19 protein-coding genes are annotated in these 20,455 nt (G+C 65.9%); 9 read left to right on the top strand and 10 right to left on the bottom strand.

Annotated features, from left to right (window positions below):
* Nucleotides 1-112: 112 nt before the first annotated feature.
* The 5 genes from ACYVDN_RS00945 to ACYVDN_RS00925 all read right to left on the bottom strand — a co-directional run bounded on the left by ACYVDN_RS00945 (nt 113) and on the right by ACYVDN_RS00925 (nt 5,747).
* Nucleotides 113-1,354, bottom strand: coding sequence for a class-III pyridoxal-phosphate-dependent aminotransferase (locus ACYVDN_RS00945; RefSeq protein ID WP_460567540.1), 1,242 nt, complete (start codon nt 1,352-1,354; stop codon nt 113-115).
* Between the two features lie 2 nt (nt 1,355-1,356).
* Nucleotides 1,357-2,526, bottom strand: a complete 1,170-nt coding sequence (locus tag ACYVDN_RS00940) for an ATP-grasp domain-containing protein (protein WP_460567538.1) — start codon at nt 2,524-2,526, stop codon at nt 1,357-1,359.
* A complete protein-coding gene (locus ACYVDN_RS00935) occupies nt 2,523-3,584 on the bottom strand; it encodes an MDR/zinc-dependent alcohol dehydrogenase-like family protein (protein WP_460567536.1) in 1,062 nt (353 codons plus the stop codon). Before ACYVDN_RS00935 ends, ACYVDN_RS00940 begins: the two co-directional genes overlap by 4 nt.
* A 4-nt stretch (nt 3,585-3,588) precedes the next feature.
* Nucleotides 3,589-4,653 carry an N-acetylneuraminate synthase family protein gene (gene pseI, locus ACYVDN_RS00930; RefSeq protein ID WP_460567534.1) on the bottom strand — a complete coding sequence of 355 codons (1,065 nt, stop codon included), beginning with the start codon at nt 4,651-4,653 and terminating at the stop codon, nt 3,589-3,591.
* 77 nt (nt 4,654-4,730) lie between these two features.
* The gene (locus tag ACYVDN_RS00925; RefSeq protein ID WP_460567532.1) at nt 4,731-5,747 is read right to left on the bottom strand and encodes a hypothetical protein; all 1,017 of its coding nucleotides are present in this window, start codon (nt 5,745-5,747) and stop codon (nt 4,731-4,733) included.
* 351 nt (nt 5,748-6,098) lie between these two features.
* On the opposite strand from ACYVDN_RS00925, the gene ACYVDN_RS00920 reads away from it, so the two are divergent.
* Entirely contained in the window at nt 6,099-8,267 is a 2,169-nt protein-coding gene (locus ACYVDN_RS00920) for a hypothetical protein (protein WP_460567530.1), read from the top strand.
* On the opposite strand, the gene ACYVDN_RS00915 is transcribed toward ACYVDN_RS00920, so the two are convergent.
* Both ACYVDN_RS00915 and ACYVDN_RS00910 read right to left on the bottom strand, forming a co-directional pair.
* Nucleotides 8,252-9,199 (bottom strand): NAD-dependent epimerase/dehydratase family protein, encoded by a 948-nt coding sequence (locus ACYVDN_RS00915; RefSeq protein ID WP_460572172.1) that lies wholly within the window; start codon nt 9,197-9,199, stop codon nt 8,252-8,254. The two genes, ACYVDN_RS00920 and ACYVDN_RS00915, sit on opposite strands and share 16 nt — an antisense overlap.
* A 2-nt stretch (nt 9,200-9,201) precedes the next feature.
* Nucleotides 9,202-10,266: a glycosyltransferase family protein gene (locus ACYVDN_RS00910; RefSeq protein ID WP_460567528.1), complete on the bottom strand. Its 1,065-nt coding sequence runs from the start codon at nt 10,264-10,266 to the stop codon at nt 9,202-9,204.
* Nucleotides 10,267-10,291: 25 nt separating this feature from the next.
* Here ACYVDN_RS00910 and ACYVDN_RS00905 point away from each other — a divergent pair, with 25 nt between their 5' ends.
* Nucleotides 10,292-10,801 carry a GtrA family protein gene (locus ACYVDN_RS00905; protein ID WP_460567526.1) on the top strand — a complete coding sequence of 170 codons (510 nt, stop codon included), beginning with the start codon at nt 10,292-10,294 and terminating at the stop codon, nt 10,799-10,801.
* Nucleotides 10,802-10,848: 47 nt separating this feature from the next.
* The gene (locus ACYVDN_RS00900; protein ID WP_460567524.1) at nt 10,849-11,082 is read left to right on the top strand and encodes a hypothetical protein; all 234 of its coding nucleotides are present in this window, start codon (nt 10,849-10,851) and stop codon (nt 11,080-11,082) included.
* A 50-nt stretch (nt 11,083-11,132) separates the two neighbouring features.
* Here the strand turns inward: ACYVDN_RS00900 and ACYVDN_RS00895 are convergent, their stop codons facing one another.
* Nucleotides 11,133-11,927 (bottom strand): glycosyltransferase family 2 protein, encoded by a 795-nt coding sequence (locus ACYVDN_RS00895; protein ID WP_460567522.1) that lies wholly within the window; start codon nt 11,925-11,927, stop codon nt 11,133-11,135.
* Nucleotides 11,928-12,020: 93 nt separating this feature from the next.
* On the opposite strand from ACYVDN_RS00895, the gene ACYVDN_RS00890 reads away from it, so the two are divergent.
* The 4 genes from ACYVDN_RS00890 to ACYVDN_RS00875 all read left to right on the top strand — a co-directional run bounded on the left by ACYVDN_RS00890 (nt 12,021) and on the right by ACYVDN_RS00875 (nt 15,005).
* Nucleotides 12,021-12,950, top strand: coding sequence for an ABC transporter permease (locus ACYVDN_RS00890; protein WP_460567520.1), 930 nt, complete (start codon nt 12,021-12,023; stop codon nt 12,948-12,950).
* Nucleotides 12,943-13,803, top strand: a complete 861-nt coding sequence (locus ACYVDN_RS00885) for an ABC transporter ATP-binding protein (protein WP_460567518.1) — start codon at nt 12,943-12,945, stop codon at nt 13,801-13,803. Before ACYVDN_RS00890 ends, ACYVDN_RS00885 begins: the two co-directional genes overlap by 8 nt.
* A 91-nt stretch (nt 13,804-13,894) precedes the next feature.
* Nucleotides 13,895-14,599, top strand: a complete 705-nt coding sequence (locus tag ACYVDN_RS00880) for a glycosyltransferase family 2 protein (protein ID WP_460567516.1) — start codon at nt 13,895-13,897, stop codon at nt 14,597-14,599.
* Between the two features lie 10 nt (nt 14,600-14,609).
* Nucleotides 14,610-15,005 (top strand): DUF2304 domain-containing protein, encoded by a 396-nt coding sequence (locus ACYVDN_RS00875; RefSeq protein WP_460567514.1) that lies wholly within the window; start codon nt 14,610-14,612, stop codon nt 15,003-15,005.
* 121 nt (nt 15,006-15,126) lie between these two features.
* Here ACYVDN_RS00875 and ACYVDN_RS00870 read toward each other — a convergent pair whose 3' ends face one another.
* The gene (locus ACYVDN_RS00870; RefSeq protein WP_460567512.1) at nt 15,127-17,145 is read right to left on the bottom strand and encodes a DUF6541 family protein; all 2,019 of its coding nucleotides are present in this window, start codon (nt 17,143-17,145) and stop codon (nt 15,127-15,129) included.
* A complete protein-coding gene (gene galE / locus ACYVDN_RS00865; RefSeq protein ID WP_460567510.1) occupies nt 17,142-18,137 on the bottom strand; it encodes an NAD-dependent epimerase/dehydratase family protein in 996 nt (331 codons plus the stop codon). Before galE ends, ACYVDN_RS00870 begins: the two co-directional genes overlap by 4 nt.
* Nucleotides 18,138-18,353: 216 nt before the next feature.
* Here galE and ACYVDN_RS00860 point away from each other — a divergent pair, with 216 nt between their 5' ends.
* Nucleotides 18,354-19,574 (top strand): polysaccharide biosynthesis protein, encoded by a 1,221-nt coding sequence (locus tag ACYVDN_RS00860; RefSeq protein ID WP_460567508.1) that lies wholly within the window; start codon nt 18,354-18,356, stop codon nt 19,572-19,574.
* Nucleotides 19,571-20,452 (top strand): glycosyltransferase family 2 protein, encoded by an 882-nt coding sequence (locus ACYVDN_RS00855; RefSeq protein ID WP_460567506.1) that lies wholly within the window; start codon nt 19,571-19,573, stop codon nt 20,450-20,452. The genes ACYVDN_RS00860 and ACYVDN_RS00855 overlap by 4 nt, the downstream gene beginning before the upstream one ends.
* Nucleotides 20,453-20,455: the final 3 nt, after the last annotated feature.

Here is a 20,455-nt window from a genome sequence, read left to right as displayed (position 1 = left end):
GAGAGGAACTCTCGATAAGAACCTGCATCGGCAAAGGCATGGCTCAATTCAGCCGTCGCTGACGTCACGCCGCGATTGCGGCGTGCAGCGGCACGGTCACGGCGTTTCATCCTCAGTCGACTCTGGCGAGCATCTTTTCCGCTGTCTCGGTGACGACCTCCGCGATCTTGCGAAGCGACTCATCGACGTCGCTCTCACTGATCAGATAGTCCGGCAGGAATCGCAGGACGGATCCGCCGCTGGTGCCCTGGAGAATGACGCCGTGCTCGAGGAGGCTGTGCACGATGGTCGCATAGATCGGCCGATAGTCCGTGATGCCCGGGATGGAGAGGTCGACGCCGAGCATGAGACCGCCGCCTCGAGGGTTGGCCAGGTAAGGGGTGGTCGCGGCGGTGACAGTGAGCGCGTCCAAGAAGTACGCACTCATTTTCTTGACCTGCTCGAGCACGTCGTGTCGCTCGATGTACTCGATGGCTGTGTTGACGACTGCCGCGCCGAAGGGGTCGTTCTGGTGGGAGCTGTAGTGCGCGGGGAGGCGGCCGGCACGCTCGACCAAAGTGTCGCGGAACATCGCGACGGCCACCGGGTAACCGAGACCGGCGCCCTTGGCGACGGCGACCATGTCGGGTACGACGTCGAAGGTCTGGTATGCGAACCAGTCACCCGTGCGGCCGAAGCCGGTCTGGCACTCGTCGAAGATGAGGAGGATTCCGTACTTGTCGCAGAGAGCCCGCGCCGCGGCGAGCCAACGCGCCGGCGGATAGATCATGCCACCCACCGACACGATCGGCTCGATGAGCATCGCCGCCACATCGTCGGTCGACTGCATGAGCTGTTCGAGACTCGCGAGCGAGGCGCCGAGCTGTTCGTCCGTCCACTCCGCTCCCGGCACGGGAATGGGGTAGATCGACGGGACGCGAGGGACGGTGTAGTTGCCGCCCATCGTCACGCTCTGAGCCCCCAGCGTGAGTCCGTGATATCCGTAGTCGAAGCAGATGATGCCGGGCTTCCCCTGGATGTGCTTCGCGTTCCGAAGGCAGAACTCGATGACCTCGGCACCCGTGCTGAGGATGATGCTCGACGCTTGCATCTCTCCGCTGATGCGGTGCAGTGCCTCGGCCGCCGCGAGGACCTCGTCGCTGACGATGGCAGTGCTCGTGTTGACGAGCGTCTCGGTCCGACGCGAGATTTCGTCGTGGACCTCACTGTTCCCGTTGCCGAGAACTGTGCAGAACTGCCCAGACGTCAGGTCGACCAATCGGACTCCGTCTTGTCCGAAGACAGCGCTGCCCTCGCCACGCGTGATCACGACATCCTCGAAAGGGATGACGGGAATGAGGTACTTCGCATGCATGGTCAGGCTCCTTCGAAGGTGAAAGCTGTCAGCACGGCATCCGCCTGCCGCTCCAGGTCGGCACGGTCGGTGCCACGGACGATGAAGAACCCGCGCTTCATGAGCTCGGGGCCATTGGTCACGGGCCTCATTGTGCGGCCGACGATCCATTGCTCGTATGCGACCAGATCGGCGACCGGCTCGAGCGATGACACATCCGGCGCCGCGGCGACGGTGCCACGGTCGAAATCGAAGAAGCGCATCAGGAGGGCGTCGTTCGTGCCGGGTACGAAGCGTGCGGCTCTGGCACCGTCGCGGACGGCGACCAGGAACTCGCGAATGGGATCGACCCCCGATGCGAGGGGAGTGAACAGATCGTGCAGGTGATGCCCCGATGGGCGGGCTGACATTTCGACGACGAATGCGCGGTCATCCTGCTCGATGAGATCCGCGTGAAGCAAACCGTTGGTGATGCCCAGAGCTTCGACGGCCGTGGTGAGCGCCGTCGTCGCCTTGGCCTGCATGGGATGGTCCTCAGGCATCGAGTAATACCCGATCGCCTGCCGGTACGGCAGCGGCGTGTTGATCTTCTCTCGCAACAGGATCACCTGGAGCACGCCGTCCACGACAACGGCGTCGATGCCATATTCGATACCCTCAGCGAATTCCTCGATGACGAGGTCGTCGCCAGAAGGCAGGACCGCCGCCAGGGTGTTCTGAAGCTCGTCCGGAGTCAGGCAGACGGCGACACCGCGACTGCCCGAACCGAATCGGGGTTTCACGACGACGGGGAACGCTGCAGGAATCGCGTAGTCTTCGCTGCCGGCGGGAATGAGGATGGCGCACGTCGAACGCAGCGAGTGCTCTTCCATCACCCGGTGGAACTCGTACTTGTCGGTGCTGAGCCGAGCACTCGTCTCGCTCACTCCCGGCAGCCCGAACCGATCGTTCACCACGCCCGTCGTCGTGAGGTACCGGCCGATGGGCACAGGGATGACGACATCCGGCGCGCTCCCGAGCGTCGCGATGACCGCGTTCGGGTCCGTGATGTCGACCACATGGCTTTCATCGGCTGCGCGCAGACCGGGCGCCGCGGGATCGCCGTCGAGGGCGACCACATCGTAGCCGAGCTCCTTGGCGATCCCGATCCCGTGCAGTGACTCAGAGCTCGCGCCGATGACGGCAGCCTTCACGGCCGCACCAGCACCTTGATCGCCTGACGGGAGTCCATGAGCTCGTACGCCGAGGCGACATCTTCGAGCGCCACTGTTCGGTCGAAGACCTTGCCTGGCTGGATCTTTCCGTCGAGCACCTCGGGAAGCAGCACATCGAGGTAATGACGCGCCGATGCCATGCCGCCCTTGACGCCGATGTTGCGCGTGAAGAGGTCGCGAACGCTGAGCTCAGGGCCGCCGACGGGTACGCCGACGAATCCCACGTTGCCGCCACCTCGAACGATCGCGAGGGCCTGCTCCATGGACTCGTTGGTACCGACGCATTCCAATGCGGCATCCACGAGGTCTCCGTCGAGGAGAGATCGGATGGCGGCGGTTGCCTCCGGGCCGCGATCGGCGATGACGTCCGTCGCACCGAACTCGCGCGCGAGGGCAGCGCGATCCTCGTGGCGGCTCATGACGATGATGCGGCGAGCCCCGAGCATGCCGGCGGCCAGAACGGCGCACAGCCCTACTGCTCCGTCGCCGACGACGGCGACGACGTCCCCCTCCCCGACATGCGCGGAGGTCGCGGCGTGGTAGCCCGTGGCCATCACGTCCGACAGCGCAAGCAGATGAGGGATCAGGCCACGCGCCTCTGCCTCTTGCTCGGAAACGCCGAGGGGGCGAAGCGATGCCTGCGCTAGAGGAATGCGAACGCGCTCACCCTGCGCTCCGTCGACCTGCTGCCCCGCGCGATCGAGCCCGCCCACCAGGGTCATGGATTCGCATACTGACGGATATCCCGCGCGACAGGCCTGACACGTGCCGCAATTGAGCGAGAACGGAACAACCACGAGGTCGCCGACCCGAACGGAGGTGACGTCGCTGCCGAGGGCTTCGACCACGCCGACCATCTCGTGTCCGATCGGGCGCGGTGAGCGCACAGGGCTCACACCGCGGTAGTTCCACAGATCGGAGCCGCACACGCAGGCCGCGACGACGCGAAGCACTGCATCGCCGGGGCTCAGCACCGTGGGAGTGGGCCGATCTTCGACGCGCACGTCGAGGTCCCCGTGGATCACTGCCGCGCGCATGCTGTCAGACCACATCCCAGGTCAGCGGTGTACCCCGCGTGACGTCTTCGGTGAAGGTGCGACCGAGAACGACATCGAACATCTTGGGCTCGAGGCCGCCGGCCGGGCGGATGGAACGCACGTTCTGCTCCGTGACGAGGTCGCCCGCCTTGGCATCCTCGACCACATAGAGCGAGCGGCGAAGACGCAGGCTCTCCGCCTCGTGCTCGGTCGGACCGATCCGCGGGACGCCGAGCGCCTTCCACGCGGCGTAGGTCTCGTCGACCAACGACTTCAGCTCGTGCGGCTCGAGCGAGAACTCGGAGTCGACGCCGCCATCCTCGCGCTTCAGCGTCACGTGCTTCTCGATGATTGCTGCACCGAATGCGACCGACGCCACCGAGACGCCCACCCCCATCGTGTGGTCGGACAGGCCGGCGACGACGTTCCACGTGTTCTGGATGATCGGAAGCTTGCGCAGGTTCGTCTCCTCCGGCGGCGCCGGGTACGAGGAGGTGGTTCCAAGGACCGCGATCTGGTCATTGCCCTCGGCGCGCAGCGTCTCGACGGCGAGATCGATGTCCGACACGGTTGCTGCTCCCGAGCTCAGGATCACCGGCTTGCCTGTGCGAGCGATCGCGCGGAGCAGCGGAATGTCGCCGATTTCGATGGAGGCGACCTTGTAGACCTCCGCCCCCAGATCCTGGAGTAGCTCAACGGCGGACGCGTCGAACGGGCTGGAGAACGGGATCAGTCCGTGGCTGCGCGCGCGGTCGAAGATCGCCTCGTGCCACTCCCACGGCGTGCTCGCCTCGGCATAGAGGGAGTAGAGATTGCGACCGCCCCACAACTCGTGACCGCTGGTGATGCGGAATTCCGGTCCGTCGTGGTCGATAGTGATGGTGTCAGCGGTGTACGTCTGAAGCTTGACCGCCGGAGCACCGGACTCCGCGATCGCGTCGACGATGGCGAGCGCCCGACCGAGGTCACCGTTGTGGTTGCCGCTCATCTCGGCGACGACGAATGGCCGATATCCCGGCCCGACAGAATATGGCCCTACACGGAACTCGGGCTGAGGCTGGGATGTCATTCCTCGCAGTCTACCGATCGCAGATTGGGGTTGCTCACAGGTAGGTAAGACCGTATTCGGTCAGACAGTCCCCGGCTTCATGGGAGCTCTTCTGGAACGATCGGCTTCGGTAGCCGGTCTGTGGTGGGCGGGCACTCGGGAAGCCTTCCCGGCAGGTGGCTCAATGGGTGCTTGAGAAACGCCGACGGAGCGACCTTCGAGACGGCCTCCTGTACCCCTGCCTCCCGTTTCACGAGACCGAGCACTGCACCGGCCTTCCGCACGGGTGCGCCGACCCAGTAGTAGATCAACGGAGCCGCGTGACGCCGGTCCCAGCCGAGTGCGATGCGCAGGTCGCTCGGGTCGAGGAGATGCTGCCGCCCCAACTCGTCGAGCGCGATCGCCTGTCGTGCGCCGGCGGCCTCGTCCTGGAAGAACTCCGGCCACAGCTCGCGCCGTCGAAGCAATGGTTCCTCTCCGAGTGATCCGAAACGTACCTCTGGCCCGTAGACAGCGGTTTCCGTACCCTCGGCTGCGGCGTACATGATCGCCGTGGAGAGCTCGTTGGAGACGACTCGGGAAGCAGATCTCACGAGGCGAAGAATGCGCCCGAGGAACAGAGGATCACGTCGGGCGCCTGCGGAGACCACTGTGTGCCCGAACGACGCCCAAGCACGGAGCTTGTCGGGCTGCCCCAGGTCCTCGGGGTGCAGGCAGATGATCGCCGGACCCTCGCGCTCCGCAATCTCGCGTGCCAGAGCGACGTCGTCTCCCCCGATGCTGACCAGGCGTGTGTCGTGTACGGGAAAAGCGACGGTCTGCTTCGTGCGTTCAACGGGCTCATCGACTGTTCGGGCACTGAGATAAAGGAAGGGTGCGCCGACGGCGGTCGTTTCGAAGGGATCGGTGGACGGATCCCAGCCGCGCGCGGAATGGCTCCACACGAGACGGCGCGCACCCCTCGGGAGACGCGCGAAATCTCCGAAGTGTACGAGGTTCGGCGACTCCACCGTCCACCCGTGCTGCAGGAGCCCGTTGATGTGCCGGACCGACGTGAACCCTGCGTGCGCCGCGAGAGCCGCACTATGCCCGTAATAGTGATTCTGGATATCCATGCTGCTCAGATGTTGTCACGCGCTGCGGCCACAGCGGGTAGCTCGGCGGACAGCTTGCGATGGACTGGCACGGATGCCAATCGTACCGAACCCGTGCCCCGTGCGCCGGGGCGCTGTGGCACAGCCTCTGACGGTTAGAGTGACCGGGTGAATCCACGGCAATCCGCGACGCTCGCAGAGGCGCCCGTCGCGTCGGCCTTCCATGGGGGCTCTCCAACGCCCCGTCGCGGAACTGCCGATTCCTTGCTCAAGCTCGGCGTTCGCTGGCTACCGCTGATCCTTGCGTCGATCGCCATTGTGCTGATAACTGCTCACTTCGATACGCCTTGGTCTGCCATCGGGTTGTACGTCGTGTATGTGCTTCTCACGGCGGTCGTACCGGGAACGCTGCTGTGGCGCATGCTGGGCATCCGTCCTACTTCCGCTCTCGAAGAAATCGCAGCCGGCAGCGCGCTCGGCCTCTCGGTGCAGGTGCTGCTCACCTTCACGCTCGGCCGCATCGGCGTATCGCCGCGCCTGGCCGTGCTGTGGTGCGTCATCGTCATCGTCGCGAGCATCGCCGTTCCCCGCCTTCGTCGGAACTGGCGGACGCAGGCTCGCCGTCCGGTCTCCCCCTGGATGTCGTGGATCGTGGCGGGCGCGAGCGTGACGGCTGCCTGGTGGGTCGCCAACACGGGATTCCGATTTGACCCGATCGCCCAGGTACCAGGGTTCCCAGGCCAGTACTTCACGCCGAACCCCTATGTCGACTTCCCGTTTCACCAGGCGCTCTCGGGAGCAGTCTTGAACGGGAGCCACGTATTCCCGTACGTGACCAGTGTTCCGCTCCAGTACCAGATGATGGTGTACGAGCACATCGCGGATCTGACCCGCTGGACCGGCGTGGATCTGACGCTCGGGGTGGTGCGGCTCAACACGTTGCCGCTTGTCGTGCTCGCTGTCGTGCTGTGCGGTGTGCTCGCCTATCGCATAACGCGATCTCCCGCGGCGGGTGCACTCGGTGCCGTACTCGGGTACCTCGCCCAGTCTGCGGCGCTGTTCGGCGGAGTGGCAGGCAGCCCGTTCTCGGGGGTCGCGTCACTCGGCTATTACCGGAGCCCTACCCAGACCTTCGGCCAGCCGATCTTTCTTCTGCTCTTGCTGCTCACCGTCGTCCTTCTGCGCCAACGACGGGTGAGCGCATGGGTATACGTTGCTACAGCAGCCGTCGCCTTCGTGGCGGGCGGCGCGAAAGCGACCTTTCTGCCGTTGATTCTGAGCGGACTGGCACTGGTGCTCGTGGTCGGATGGCTTGTGCGCGCTCGGAAGAGCTGGACGACCGTGACGCTGCTCGTCATCTGCGGCGCGGCGTTTGGGGCAAGTCTCCTCATCGTTGAGGGGACCAACTCCCGTGGCCTCACGATCGGTGACGGTACCGACCTGCTCGGTCGACTCAGCGTGGCGCCGGCGCTGGGTCCAATCGTTGATCACCCCGTTGTGCGCGACGCGGCGATCACGTTCGCCATCTCGGTCTGGGTGCTGGGCGTGATCCCGATACTTGCGGCCCTCATACTTCGACGACGCGATCTTGCGGTTTGGCTCTTCGCCGGAATCGGTATCGCTGGAATTGGCGCGGCGATCTTCGGGTCGCACCCCAACCTCAGCCAGGCGTACTTCCTTCGTGGCGCATCGTCGGTTCTCGGTGTCCTTGCCGCGGTCGGTCTCACTGAGCTGGTGCGTCGCACTCGTGGGCGTTCCCTAGCGTGGGTCACGCTCACGGTCTCGCTCGTTCTGGGGCTCGCGGTCGCACTCGTGATCAGAAACTACGCGACGCTGCCGACCACCTTCAGCGGCATCCTGGCCACATATTGGAAGATGTTCTGGCCATATGCCGCGGTCATCGCGGTAGGCCTTGTCGCAGGTGCCGCGGCTTACGCGGCGGTCCGTCTTGGCCGTCGGCGAATGCCTATCATTGCCAAGGTCGCCGCTCTGCCACTCGCAGTTCTTGTCACGTTCGGTGTGGTGCAGGGGTCGGCGTTCTCTGCCGTTTACCTCTACGGCCTGAAGCCCCTGACGACTCCGGCGTACGGCGAGGGCTTTGCCTCGGGAATCACGATCCCTGCGGACGGGGCAGAGGCAGCACGCTGGCTGCGAGAGCACTCCGCGCCGACAGACACCGTCGCAACGAACATGCACTGCCTTCCGCTGACCGCGACCCGGCACGGCTGCGACCCGCGCAACTTCTGGCTGTCGGCACTCGCCGAACGCAACGTGCTCCTTGAAGGATGGGCATATTCGACGCCTTCGCCGAAGGTCGCTCCCGGATTCGAAGACTCCGGCCCGTTCTGGGACCCTGCTTTCCTCAAACAGAACGATGCGGCGATCACCAACCCGTCGGCTGAAACTGTCAAGTGGCTGAAGGACCACGGGGTGAAGTGGGTGTTCGTCGATGCGGATTCTTCATCGCCCTCGCCCGAACTCGGGAACTATCTCCAACTCGAGTTCCAGCGCGGCCCGTTCTCGGTCTACCGAGTGCCCTGAATCCCGATGCGCCAGCGTCGGGCGATGTCCTGCAAGCAGGCGTCGATGCCGACGACGAGGGGGGTGAAGTCTCTGCGGTCGATGTCGGGCCAGACGATCGACCGCATGCGAAGATCCCGCGCCTGGATCTTGCGGTACGGCGATGCAGCGAGCACGACTGGCGGCCTCCTGTTGGTAAGCAGGCGGAACTCGCCGAGGAGGCCGGCAATCGACACCGCGCGACCCGACGCCAAGATCTTGATCGTCGCTGCCGGAGACTGTGCGGCAGCTCGCCCTGTCATCTCGACGACCATGGCTGCGGCGTCGTCGGCGAACAGATAATCGCGAAGCGTGTCGAGCGGAACGTAGATACCGAGTGGCCGACGAGTCTGAATCGACAAGCAAAGCTGCGAGATCAGGCCCTGGGCTTTCGAGAGGTTCTGGCCGGGCCCGTAGAGGTTCGCGATCCGCCCGATCGCGACGCGCACCCCCGCGACCGTCAACTCTGCGACCTCCCGCTCGGCATCGAGCTTGGCATGCCCGTAGGGTGCGAGCGGAAGCACAGATGAGCTCTCTGTGAACGGGGGCTGATGGGCGCCAGAGTAGAGCGCGCCAGCAGAGGAGGCGAAGAAAACGGTGCCGTCAACGCCACGACCAGACTTCGCAATCGTCTCGCAGAACCGTCGGAACGTCAGGAGTTCGGACTCGAGTGCGACCTGCGGCGTGGACGGGACGCCGGCTCCCGCGCACCAGTAGATCCGCCACCGTCCTTCCCGTTCGATGACGCCTTCGACCGCCTTGGCTACGTCGTCACCTTCGGAAGCGCTGCCCCAGCGCACTTTCGCCAGCTGCGGGACAGCAGCCTGTCGGCTCAGTTCCCTGCAAACAGCGGAGCCCAGCAGGCCGCCGTGACCGAAGACGAGCGTTGAAGCTTCTGCGGCCGGTGCGGGCACACTCAATCGCCGCGCACCTCAGGCCTTGGCGCCTGCGAGGCCGCGATGTGGCGGCGGCCGAGTGGGCCGTCGGCCGGGTCGGAGACGATCAGATACGGAGGCTTTCCCATTGCCTGGTTCACCGCGACGCCGAGGTATTCGGCCACGATGCCCAGGAACACGAGGACGATTCCACCCAACACCAGGACCACCACCATGAGCGACGCCCAACCCTGAGGCCAGGAGCCCCCGCTGAGCTTGATCACGACAAGGACCACCGCGAACACCACACCGAGGATGGCGATCACCGCGCCGGTCATGCTCACGACCCGCAGGCCACGGGTACCGGAGGTCAGCACGAGGCGCCAGAAATGCGACAACAGACTGCGGAATCGATACCCCGACGGCCGATCCTCGGTGCGAAGCTCGACCGGCGCCGTCACGATCTCCCCTGCGACCCATCCGAGCGCGACGTCGAGGTAGACACCCGACCCCGCATAGGCCGCGAGCGAGCGTCCGACCTCCCCGAGGATCAGGCGGAATGAGTGATACTGCCTGGCGGCTCTGCTGCCCGTCATCGCATCGACGACTCGTTTGGATGCGACGGAGGTCAGATTTCGGAACGCGGAGTGCGGCGCGAGATTGGTGGGCGCCGCGTACGCGACCGTCGCGCCGGCATCCAGCGCAGCATCGAGCAGAAGGCCGATCTGACCTGGATCGTACTGGCCGTCCTCGTCGATGGTGGCAATCCAGTCGCCGCCCGACGACGCAATGCCTGCGAGTGTTGCTGCGTGTTGGCCGAAGTTTCGACTCAACCAGACCGGCTTCACGAACGAATATGTGTCGCGGAGCCCACGCATGACGACATCGGAGTGATCCGGCCCATGATCGTGAACGAGAAGCACCTCAGAGACGATCGCGGGATATCCACCGGGCGTCGTGAAACCATCGGTCAAGGGCACGATCTCCGCGATGAGCGCCGGAAGTGTTGACGCACCACGATAGACGGGAACCACAATCGAGATGGTTTGTGGCGACACCGGGATGGAGGCGATGCCTCCATCGGTCGGCACTGAGTCAGGGGTCACCACGGTTCGACTATAGTCACAAGTCGTGTTGGCAGAATCCGGGCGCGATGACGATGAATCCGACGCGCCCGAACGTGGCGACGACCCGGTTCCGGACCCCGCGCAGACGGAGCGAAGCCGCGGATTGTTGTCGCGGATCATCCGTGACCAGCGCGTCGCATTCCTGCTGGTCGGCGGTTTCAACACTGCATTCGGCTACGCCATGTTCGTGCTGTTCCAGTGGCTGTTCGGTGACTCTCTCGGCCGTTTCGGCTATCTGGTGTCGTTGGTCTGCTCGTACGCTGTCGCCATCTTCGTGGCCTTCCTGCTGCACAGGTACCTGGTGTTCCGCGTGCGTGGCCACTTCTGGCTCGACCTCACCCGATTCACGCTCGTCAACCTGCTGACGCTCGGCATCAACGCCGTCGTGCTGCCGCTCGTCATCGAGGTCACGGGAGCCCCACCGGTGATCGCTCAGGCCGGCGTCGCTCTGTTCTCAGCGGTCGCGAGCTACGTCGCACACAAATATTTCTCATTCCGACGCGCGGCTCATTAGACCCGGCTCTCATCGAGTGCGTCGCCGAGTCCGTCACGAGCTGGGCCATGGGGGGAAGCCTGTTGATCGGCGTTCCGGTGATCGCCGACTTCTTCAGGACCGGCGAGGTCGCGCGCTTCCCCTCCGCGATCCTTGCGACGGCACTCGTGCTCATTGCGGGGCTGACGTTGCTGCTCGGCTTCGTCCTCGACGGAATCACGCGATCTCGCCGAGAGAACGCCCGTCTCAGCTATCTGCGCTATTCGGCTCCCTCCCGGCGGGGTGAGCGTCGGACCGATTGAGTGCAAGACCATGTCGGGCCACCGTCACCACCGGCGACGTTCCGCCCGTCTCAGAGGCGGCTCTTGCGCAGCGCCGCCGCCGCGTCCGTGACGAGGTGGAGTGCTGCACGCGGCGCCGACAGGCCCTCTTCGCGTCGCAGCACGTGCCACACCGCGCGTGCCGCGCTCCAACGTTGAGCCGAGTGCGAGCCCGGCTGTGCCGCACGGTAGAGCGCGAGCGGCTCGTCGATCCCTGCCGCGGCTCCGCCGGTCCGCAGAACATGCAGCCACAGCGCCCAATCCTCAGCGCCGGGCACATCGGGCATGGCCACCGGACCGGTCTGCTGAATGTCGACGAGCGCCGTCAGACATCCGATTTCGTTGCTACGCAGCAACTGCCGGTAGGTGAGTTCCGTCGGCACGTGCACCACACGCTCTCCTGGCACCGCGGCGGAGGCCGGACCCGCGAAGTCGGCCGCGACCCGTTGGTACGCGCTGTAGACAAGGGCAGCGCCCGTTCTGCGTGCGACGTCGAACTGTCGCTCGAGCTTGGGCGCGAACCACAGGTCGTCCGCGTCGCAGAACGCGAGGTAACGGCCGCGCGCCTGCGCGATGCCCGTGTTGCGCGCGACGGCCGGGCCGCCGCTCGCGGCACGACGAATGACCCGAACTCGGGCGTCGCCCGCCGCAAGTTCCTGTGCAACCGTCGCCGTGTCATCCGTGGACCCGTCGTCGATGATGATCAGTTCGAGGGAGTCCACGGTCTGATCAAGTACGCTTTGAGCCGAATCACGCAGGGTCCGCGCACTGTTGAACGCAGGCATGATCACCGTCACCTCGGGATGCGGGCCCTTGTCGATCGTCACGAAGAACGATCGTAACGATGGCGTGAGACCAGAGCATCCGCTGGGCTGAGCAAGCGACCGGCGTGACGGAACGTAGTGAAAGAGGAACTGAGCTTGGCTGATCCGAAGTCGGGGGCGACCATGGCACCGCGCCTGAGCTCTGAGGAGGCAGGAGCGCTCGCCCTGAAGTCCGGGCTGCGGGAGATGGGCGTCCGCCCTCCGATCGGCCACTACATCAAGGCGGTATGGGGACGTCGTTCCTTCATCTGGAACCTCTCGTCATCGCGCGCCTACGCGCGCAACCAGGGCTCGTATCTCGGCCAGTTGTGGACGCTGCTGAGGCCGATCCTCGACGCGACCGTGATGATCATCATCTTCGGGTTCGTGCTCCATGGCAGTGCCCCAGGCATCCAGAACACAGCCGCATTCATCCTCATCGGCTCGTTCGCGTACTCCTTCTTTCAGCAGATCGTTATGGCGGGGCTGGGCTCCGTTCCCGCCGACCTCGCGCTCATCCGCTCGCACCAGTTCCCTCGTGCCGTCGTGCCGCTGTCTGCTGTCACGACCGAGGCCGTGTTGTTCGGTCCGACCATGGTGTCGATGGTTGTCCTGGTCTTCCTGACCGGCTTCCTGCCGGACATGGGCGGTCTCGTGGTGCCCCACTGGTCGTGGCTGCTCCTCCCCGTGGCGGCCGTGCTGCTCACGATGTTCTCCGCCGGAGCGGGCATGTTCTTCTCCCGATTGGGCGCGCGGGCGCCCGACATCGCGAACGTCGTGCCGTTCTTCCTCTCGCTCGGACGATTCGCCTCGGGCGCGACCTTCTGGATCGCCGGACTCACCGGAGAGCACAGCTGGTTCCGCCCGTTGCTGCTGTTGCAACCCGTGCAGATCTATTTGGAGCTGTTCCGTGGGGTGTTCGGCATCGAACCGCTCATCCCCATGACCCTCGGCGTCTGGGTGCTGGCCATCGTCTACGCGATCGGCGGCCTCGCCATCGGATTCCTGTTCTTCTGGGGTGCAGAGGAGACCTACGGTCGTGACTGACGACATCGACTACGAGATCGACGCCTCCGACCTGCCGAAGCGGGCGGAGAGGCACGCCCTGGGCTCCCCCTCGGTCGTCGTCGACGACGTGCACATCACCTACAAGGTCTTCGGCGCTCGCAAGGCCGGCACCACCCAGACCAAGACGTCCCTGTTCAACAAGGCCGTCAGCTTGGGCCGGCCGGACAGCGGACCCATCACCGAGGTGCCCGCCGTGCGAGGTGTGTCGTTCGTGGCGCACCACGGAGAATCCATCGGCATCGTCGGTACCAACGGCTCAGGCAAGTCCACGCTCCTGCGCGCGATCGCCGGTCTTCTTCCGCCCACCAAGGGACGTGTCTTCGTTTCAGCAGAGCCCGCACTGCTCGGGGTGAACGCCGCGCTCCTGCCCAGGCTCACGGGCGAGCGGAACATCACGATCGGCGGGCTCGCTCTCGGTCTCAGCGCGCGGGAGGTGCGGGATGGCACGCCGGCCGTCGCCGAGTTCGCCGAGCTCGGCGACTTCCTCTACCTGCCGATGAGCGCGTACTCCTCGGGAATGGGCTCCCGGCTGCGGTTTGCGATCTCCACGATGCAGACTCCCGACATCCTCATGATCGACGAGGCCCTCGCCACCGGCGACGCCTCGTTCCGCAAGAAGAGCACCGAGCGCATCGAGCAGATCCGTGACCAGGCGGGAACCGTGTTCTTCGTCTCGCACTCCCTCGGATCGGTACGAGCGATGTGCACCCGAGTGCTGTGGATCAACAAGGGTCTGCTCGTCGCCGACGGAGACGTGGACGAGGTCTGCGATGCGTACAACGATTTCGTCCAGGGTCGAACGGATGCCTCAGCAGGCGCCAACCTCGGCTGAGTTGTCAGCCCCGCCGCAACAGGCGAAGGCACGCGGCGCCTCGCCCGAAGCCTCGCCGTCGCCGATTCCGCCCTCTGCCAGAATGGATGCCATGAGCACGGCCGCCCCTTCCGACCAGGACGGGTCGACCATCGATGACGTCTGCATCGTCGTTCCGCTGTACAACGAGGCCCCGGTCATCGGAGGCGTCATCACCCAGTTGCGCGAGCGGTTCACGCACGTAGTGTGCGTCGACGACGGCAGCACCGACGGCTCTGCGGCGATCGCCGAATCCGCGGGAGCGCGCCTGCTCCGGCATCCGGTGAACCTCGGGCAGGGCGCGGCGTTGCAGACCGGCATGTCGTACGCACTCGGTCAGCCGGGCATCGCTTATCTCGTCACGTTCGACGCCGACGGGCAGCATCGCATCGAAGATGTGATCGGCATGCTCGAGATGGCTCGGGAGAAGGACCTGGCCATCGTGTTCGGCTCTCGGTTCCTCGACAACCGCACGAAGGCGGGTTGGGCGAAGCGGATCGTGCTCAAGACGGCGGTGTGGGTCACCAACAAGACGACGGGGCTGAGGCTCAGCGACGCGCACAACGGCCTGCGGGTCATCCGCACGGATGCCGCCAGGCACGTCAACCTCGTGCAGGACCGCATGGCGCACGCGACGGAGATCGTGCTGCAGCTGTCGCGCACGAAGCTGCCCTGGGCGGAGTACCCCGTCGAAGTTCTCTACACCGACTATTCGCGCGGCAAGGGCCAGTCGCTGCTGAACTCGGTGAACATTCTCGTCGACCTGCTCATCCGTTAGGACCTCAGCCATGTGGATCAAGATCATCCTGGTGGTGGTGATCATCATCATCGGCCTGCTGCTCGTTCGTCCCCCGAGCGGCGACAGGCACCTCGCCCTGCGGCGCCTCTTCATGGTGTTCCTGGTCGCCGTCGCGATCATCTCCGTGCTGATTCCGCAGTGGCTCACCTGGCTCGCCCACCTGGTCGGAGTCGGTCGCGGAACCGACTTCCTGCTCTATGCGCTGGTGATCGCCTTCCTGGTGTTCGTCTCGACCGCCTATCGACGCAACGTGCTGCTCGACCGCAAGATCACGCAACTCGCTCGAGCAGCGACACTCGCAGAGGGCCGGGCTCAGGATGCCGAACGACGCGCCGCCTCCGCCGACTCGGCGGCCGATGACGCCAGGGTGTCCAAGGACTCGTAGCCGATATCGCTGGTCGAGTGGCGCCGACCGCAGGTCGACGCGTATCGAGACCGAGCACCGATTCGGATACGGGTCTCGATACGCGAGCCGCTTCGCGGCGCGCTACTCGACCAGCGACAGCTCAGCAGGCGGTGATCTTCAGCAGGCGAGCGTGCCCCTGGTGATCGACCTCTGTCGCCACGCCAGCTTGCACCAGGCCGATGAGTCCCGAGTAGCCTGCGACGAAGTTGAAGCCGTAGCCGGTATTCCCCGCGTCCTTGGCGTAAACGCCGAAGTCGAGCACGTACCCGACGTGCAACGCTTGCACCGCCTTGCACACAGCTGGGTCGGAGTTCGCCTTGTTCAGGCCTCCGTTGATGACGTCGGAGAGCGGTGAGATGCGCGCGCTGAAGTGCGGGTTCAGCACAGGCCGGTTCGCGAGCGCGTAGGCGTACGCGGTTCCCGTCCACGGGTCGCCCGCGATGAGCGTTGTCGTCGGCACCTCTGACGGAAGCCGATCGATGAGGGTGCGCTCGTCGTCCGACAGGATCGGCGCCTTCGGTCCGGCCGTGTACGTCACCCGCGTGGCGGCCACCTGATGCCACACCGCCGTTCCCTGGGTCGCCACGATGAGCACGACGATCGCCACAGCTCCGAGCACCGCAGACGCAGTGGCGCCGAGGCCACGCGCAGCGCTCGTCGTGGCACCGGCATCCACTCGGCTCGTGTTCCGCGAACCCAGGAGCGTGACAACGAGCTCCCAGAGCCAGACGGCACCGATGACGGCGACCGGCACGCTGACCACGGTGAAGAGCGCGTAGAGCCGCGGCGGGTCCCTGTAGAAGAGGCCGGTGATCATCCACCGGAGCGACCACGATGGAAGTGAGGCCGCGACGCCGAAGAGGAAGAGACCGATCAGCCAGGAGCCGAGATACCAACGCGTGCCCGGTCTGATCACGAGGCGCGCGACGCCGAGGACGGTGAGGATGCCCGCAGCGATCGCCAGCGGAGCACCCGACTTCGAGTACGTGATCGCCTGCCACAGCGCGACCGGCGGGTTGGTGTAGTTCGCCCACGGCGTCGTGGAGCCGAGTCGTCCCTCGTAAAGCCACGCGGCTGCCAGCACGAGAAGCACGATCGCGAAGATCACCCACACGAGCAGCTTCCAGCCGACTCCGCTCAGACTGCGCGCGAGGCCGGCGGTCAGCGCAGCGAGGAGGGGCGCCAGCAGCGCGGCCCATGCGAACACGACGGCGGGCTGGGCCAGTCCGATCGCGACCAGAGCCATGATCAGGAGCCACCCGTTGGCGATGGTGGGTCGCCACTCGAGGCGGAAGCCGTGCCGCAGAACCTTGGCTCCGAGGGCGATGGCGAGAGGCAGGAAGGCCAGCGCGAGGAAGTAGGGGTAGAGCACCCCGAAGGTGACCATCAGGAGCGGGAACCCCGGGAGTGCAGCCGCCAGCACACCGGCAGCGACCAGGGTGGCGCGGCTCCCCGGCAGCAGCGTGCGAGCGAGCAGGATGACGCTCGCCGGCCACGCGAAGGCGGCGATCGCCATGTTCGTGATGTTGGCTCCGACCGGGATCGACACCCCTGTCGTCTCGATGACAAGCGAGGTCAGCGAATGCCATGCCGCCGGGTAAAAAGCGTGCGTTCCCGGCAGGGTGACGAGCTGATCGATGTGGAACGAGGACGCGTTGCCGGTGTTCTCGATGTAGCGCAGCGCGTTGAGATGGAAGATCGCGTCGAACGTCTGCGAGATCGACTCGGGCGAGACGAACGCGATGGCCGTCTGCACGAGTACGACGATCGCGGGGATTCCGATCGCGGCCGCCAGCACCCAGTCGAACCTGCGGCGACCGTCACGCGACCGGTCCACGTCCGCCCTCGGACGGGGATGCCTCCGCACGATCAAGGCGCGCACGCCGGCCACCGCGAGAACGACGACGAGCACGGCGAGCATCACCCAGATCGGCGACCAGTCCACGTGAACCACCGGGAGCACGATCGCCAGAACGGCCAGGAGCGCGACGGTTACGGCGGGTGCCGAGGCGTAGAGCACGATCCCCCGCACGCCCGCGACGGCGCCCAGCAGAACTCCGGGAATGTAAAGGATGGCCAGCGCGGCGATGAACGCGGGAACCACTTCGATCCAGGTCACGGGCGCTCGGTCTCCTGCCCGCTCGGCTCGATGCGGCTGGCACGCGCGTTCCACGCCGACTGCACCATGTCGGACAACGAGAGGCGGGACCGCCATCCGAGCTCGCGCTCCGACCGCGAGACATCCGCCACCACGCTAGCCGGGTCCCCCGGCCTCGGGTCTGACACCACAGCAGACAGCGGCCTGCCGGAGACCGATGCCAGCGCGTCGATCACCTCGCGAACGCTCACACCTGTGCCCGTGCCGATGTTGTACACGTCGTGCTGCAGCGCGCCGGCCAGCGCACCGAGCGCCGCGACGTGGGCCTCTGCGACGTCGAGCACATGCACGTAGTCACGCACCCCGGTTCCGTCCGGGGTCGCGTGCTCGTCACCGTAGACGATCGGCGGTTCGCCGTGGAGAATCCGTTCGATGGTCACGGTGAAGAGGTTGCCCACCTGGTCATCCGAGAGGTCAGGCCATCCGGCGCCGGCGACATTGAAGTACCGCAGGCTCAGCGACGGGATGCCCGCCACTGCCGTAGCCGCACGTGTCAGCCATTCGCCCGCGAGCTTCGTCTGACCGTAGGGATTGATGGGCGCGGCGGGGGTCTCCTCCCCCACTGCATCGCCGGAGACCTCGCCGTAGACGGCCGCCGACGACGAGAACACGAACGCGCGCACCGCAGTACCGCGGATGCCGCCCAGCACGTTCCCGAGCGCGCCGAGGTTCTCTCGGTAGTAACGCTCAGGCTCCCGGACCGACTCCGGAGCGCTCTTCAGCGCGGCGAAGTGCAGCACGCCATCCACTTCGTGCCGCTCGACGACTTCACGGACCAGGTCTTCGCTTCCGGGCGACGCGAGGTCCGCCTCCACAAGGGTCGCGCCCTCGATCCGGTGCCGACGCCCCGTCGAGAGTCTGTCGATGACGACCACCTCGTCGCCGCGGGCCAGGAGGAGGCGGACGACGTGGCTGCCGATGTAGCCCGCTCCGCCCGTCACGAGAACAGACACCCGGAGATCGTACTAGGTCGTGTTGTGCCCCGCCGGTCGGGGTCTCGATACGCGTGCCGCCGACGCGGCGCGCTACTCGAACGGCGAAGGGGCGCGGAGGTCCTACTATGTTGCGATGGCCTCATGAGGCGCCCGAGCCGTCCGGCGGGGCCGCCAGCGGCGCGTCTCATCCCCGAAAGCAGAGGTACTCATCGTGAATCCGGCGAGACGCCGATGGTGAGCGCGCGAAGCATCACACGCACGTTCAGCGGATACGGCCTTTCGGTCGTCACCGGCGGCATCATCAGCATCGCGGTCATCCCGGTGGTCATCATCGTGGCGGGGCCCAACACCTGGGCGACCATCGCCGTCGCCCAGGGCGTCGCAGGGTTCGGAGTGGTTCTCGTGGGAGCCGGGTGGGGCGTCACCGGCCCCACAGAGGTGGCGCGGATGGATGTCGCCAAGCGCGGCCTGTCGTACATGGAATCGCTCATCAGCCGAACGTGGCTCCTGATCGGGATCGGCGTCGTCTGCGCCGTGATCACTGTGGTGCTGCTGCCCCAGCAACCCGTCATCGCCATCGTCACCCTGATCGCGGCACTGCTTCCCGGACTCTCCGGAGGCTGGTTCTTCGTCGGCGAGGCGAGCCCGTACCGCTTCCTCTTCCTCGAGACCCTGCCGCGCCAGGTCGGATCGGTGCTCGGCGCGCTGATGCTGTTCTGGACGGGCAACGCCCTGTGGTTCGTCGGGTTCCAGCTCGTCGGCGGCATCATCGCCACGGTGATCTCGAGCGTGAGCATCCTTCGCCGGTATCCGGGGTGGACCGTAGACCTCTCCCTCGTCAGGTCGATCACCCGGCTGCGCACGCATCTTCCGGCCGTCTCGATGTCGGCCGTCTCGACCCTCTACGTGAACCTGCCGATCATCGTCGTGCAGATCTTCCTGCCGAGCCTCACCGCCGTCTACGCATTGGCCGAGCGCATCATGAGACTCGCGCTCTACGCCACCCGGCCTTACGTGCAGGTGTCACAGGGATTCGTGCCGCGCAAGGATGCCGCCGAGCAGCTGCGGCGGGCCCGTCGCGTGACCACGCTCACGATCTACCTCGGTCTCGCGGGAGGTGTGCTCTACGCAGCGCTCGCGCCGTGGGCAGGACTGCTGCTCTCCGGCGGCCAGCTCAACATCCCGTATCCCGTCGCGATCTCCATGGGCGTCGCGCTCGGGGCGATGCTCATCTCGCAGGTGACCGGGTTCGCGGTGCTCACCACGTACCGCCTGACCGCTGCCCTCGCCTGGAGCACCGTCGCCGGCGCCATCGTCGGCGCGGCCGGTCTGATCCCCGCCGCCCTGGTGTTCGGACTCATCGGCGTCACGACCGTGCTGGCGCTCTCCGAGGTCGTGGTGCTGATCTATCAGCTGATCGTGATGAACAGAAAGATCTTCAGGGTGGCAGTGTGACGATCGACATCATGATGCCGTTCTACGGCGACCCCGCCCTGTTCAGGCAGGCCGTAGACAGCGTGCTCGCCCAGACGTCGCCCGACTGGCGTCTGACCGTGATCGATGACTGCTATCCCGACCCGGCACCCGGCGAATGGATGCGCAGCATCGACGACCCCCGCGTCACCTACGTGCGCAACAGCGAGAACCTCGGCGTCACCGGCAACTTCCAGCGGTCGATCGACCTCTCGAGCGCAGATCACGTCGTGATCATGGGATGCGACGACCTGATGCTCCCGAACTACGTCGACGAGCTCGACAAGGCGATCAGCCGATTCCCGAACGGCTCCTACTACCAACCGGGCGTCGATGTCATCGATGCGAACGGCAAATCGGTCCTGCCGCTCGCCGACCGGCTCAAGGCTGTGCTGCGGCCGAAGATCGCCGACATCGCGGAGCTGCGAGGCGAGTCCCTTGCCGTCGGGCTCTTGCACGGCGACTGGGCGTATTTCCCCTCCATCTGCTGGCGTCGAACCGAGCTGGTCAGCCGAGGATTCCGGCCAGAGTTCGAGGTGTCGCTCGACCTTGCGCTGCAGATGGAGATCCTCATGGACGGCGGGTCGCTCGTGCTTTACTCGGCAACCACGTTCCAATACCGGCGGCACTCGGCGAGCGTGTCGTCGTGGACCGCCTCGAATGGCGACCGGTTCGAGGAGGAGGCGGCCGTGTTCGCGGAGACAGCGGCGAATGCCGATCGGATCGGATGGAAGCGGGCTGCCCGTGCGGCGCGGGTGCACGTGACATCGCGGCTGCACGCGCTCACCAACCTGCCGGGAGCCCTCGTTCAGCGCGACCGGCCAGGCATCCGCACTCTGCTTGCGCACACCTTCCGCTGAGTT

Source organism: Humibacter soli, from assembly GCF_054779035.1.
The sequence above is the reverse complement of the archived record's forward strand: the minus strand, read 5'-3'. Positions and strand labels throughout refer to the sequence as shown.

Bases quoted from the DNA above. Each gene is read 5' to 3' on its own strand.
- ACYVDN_RS00880 (WP_460567516.1), top strand. From the start codon at position 13,895: ATGAGCACGGCCGCCCCTTCCGACCAGGACGGGTCGACCATCGATGAC.
- ACYVDN_RS00875 (WP_460567514.1), top strand. From the start codon at position 14,610: ATGTGGATCAAGATCATCCTGGTGGTGGTGATCATCATCATCGGCCTG.
- ACYVDN_RS00945 (WP_460567540.1), bottom strand. From the start codon at position 1,354: ATGCATGCGAAGTACCTCATTCCCGTCATCCCTTTCGAGGATGTCGTG.
- ACYVDN_RS00935 (WP_460567536.1), bottom strand. From the start codon at position 3,584: ATGCGCGCGGCAGTGATCCACGGGGACCTCGACGTGCGCGTCGAAGAT.
- ACYVDN_RS00900 (WP_460567524.1), top strand. From the start codon at position 10,849: ATGGGGGGAAGCCTGTTGATCGGCGTTCCGGTGATCGCCGACTTCTTC.
- pseI (WP_460567534.1), bottom strand. From the start codon at position 4,653: ATGACATCCCAGCCTCAGCCCGAGTTCCGTGTAGGGCCATATTCTGTC.
- ACYVDN_RS00925 (WP_460567532.1), bottom strand. From the start codon at position 5,747: ATGGATATCCAGAATCACTATTACGGGCATAGTGCGGCTCTCGCGGCG.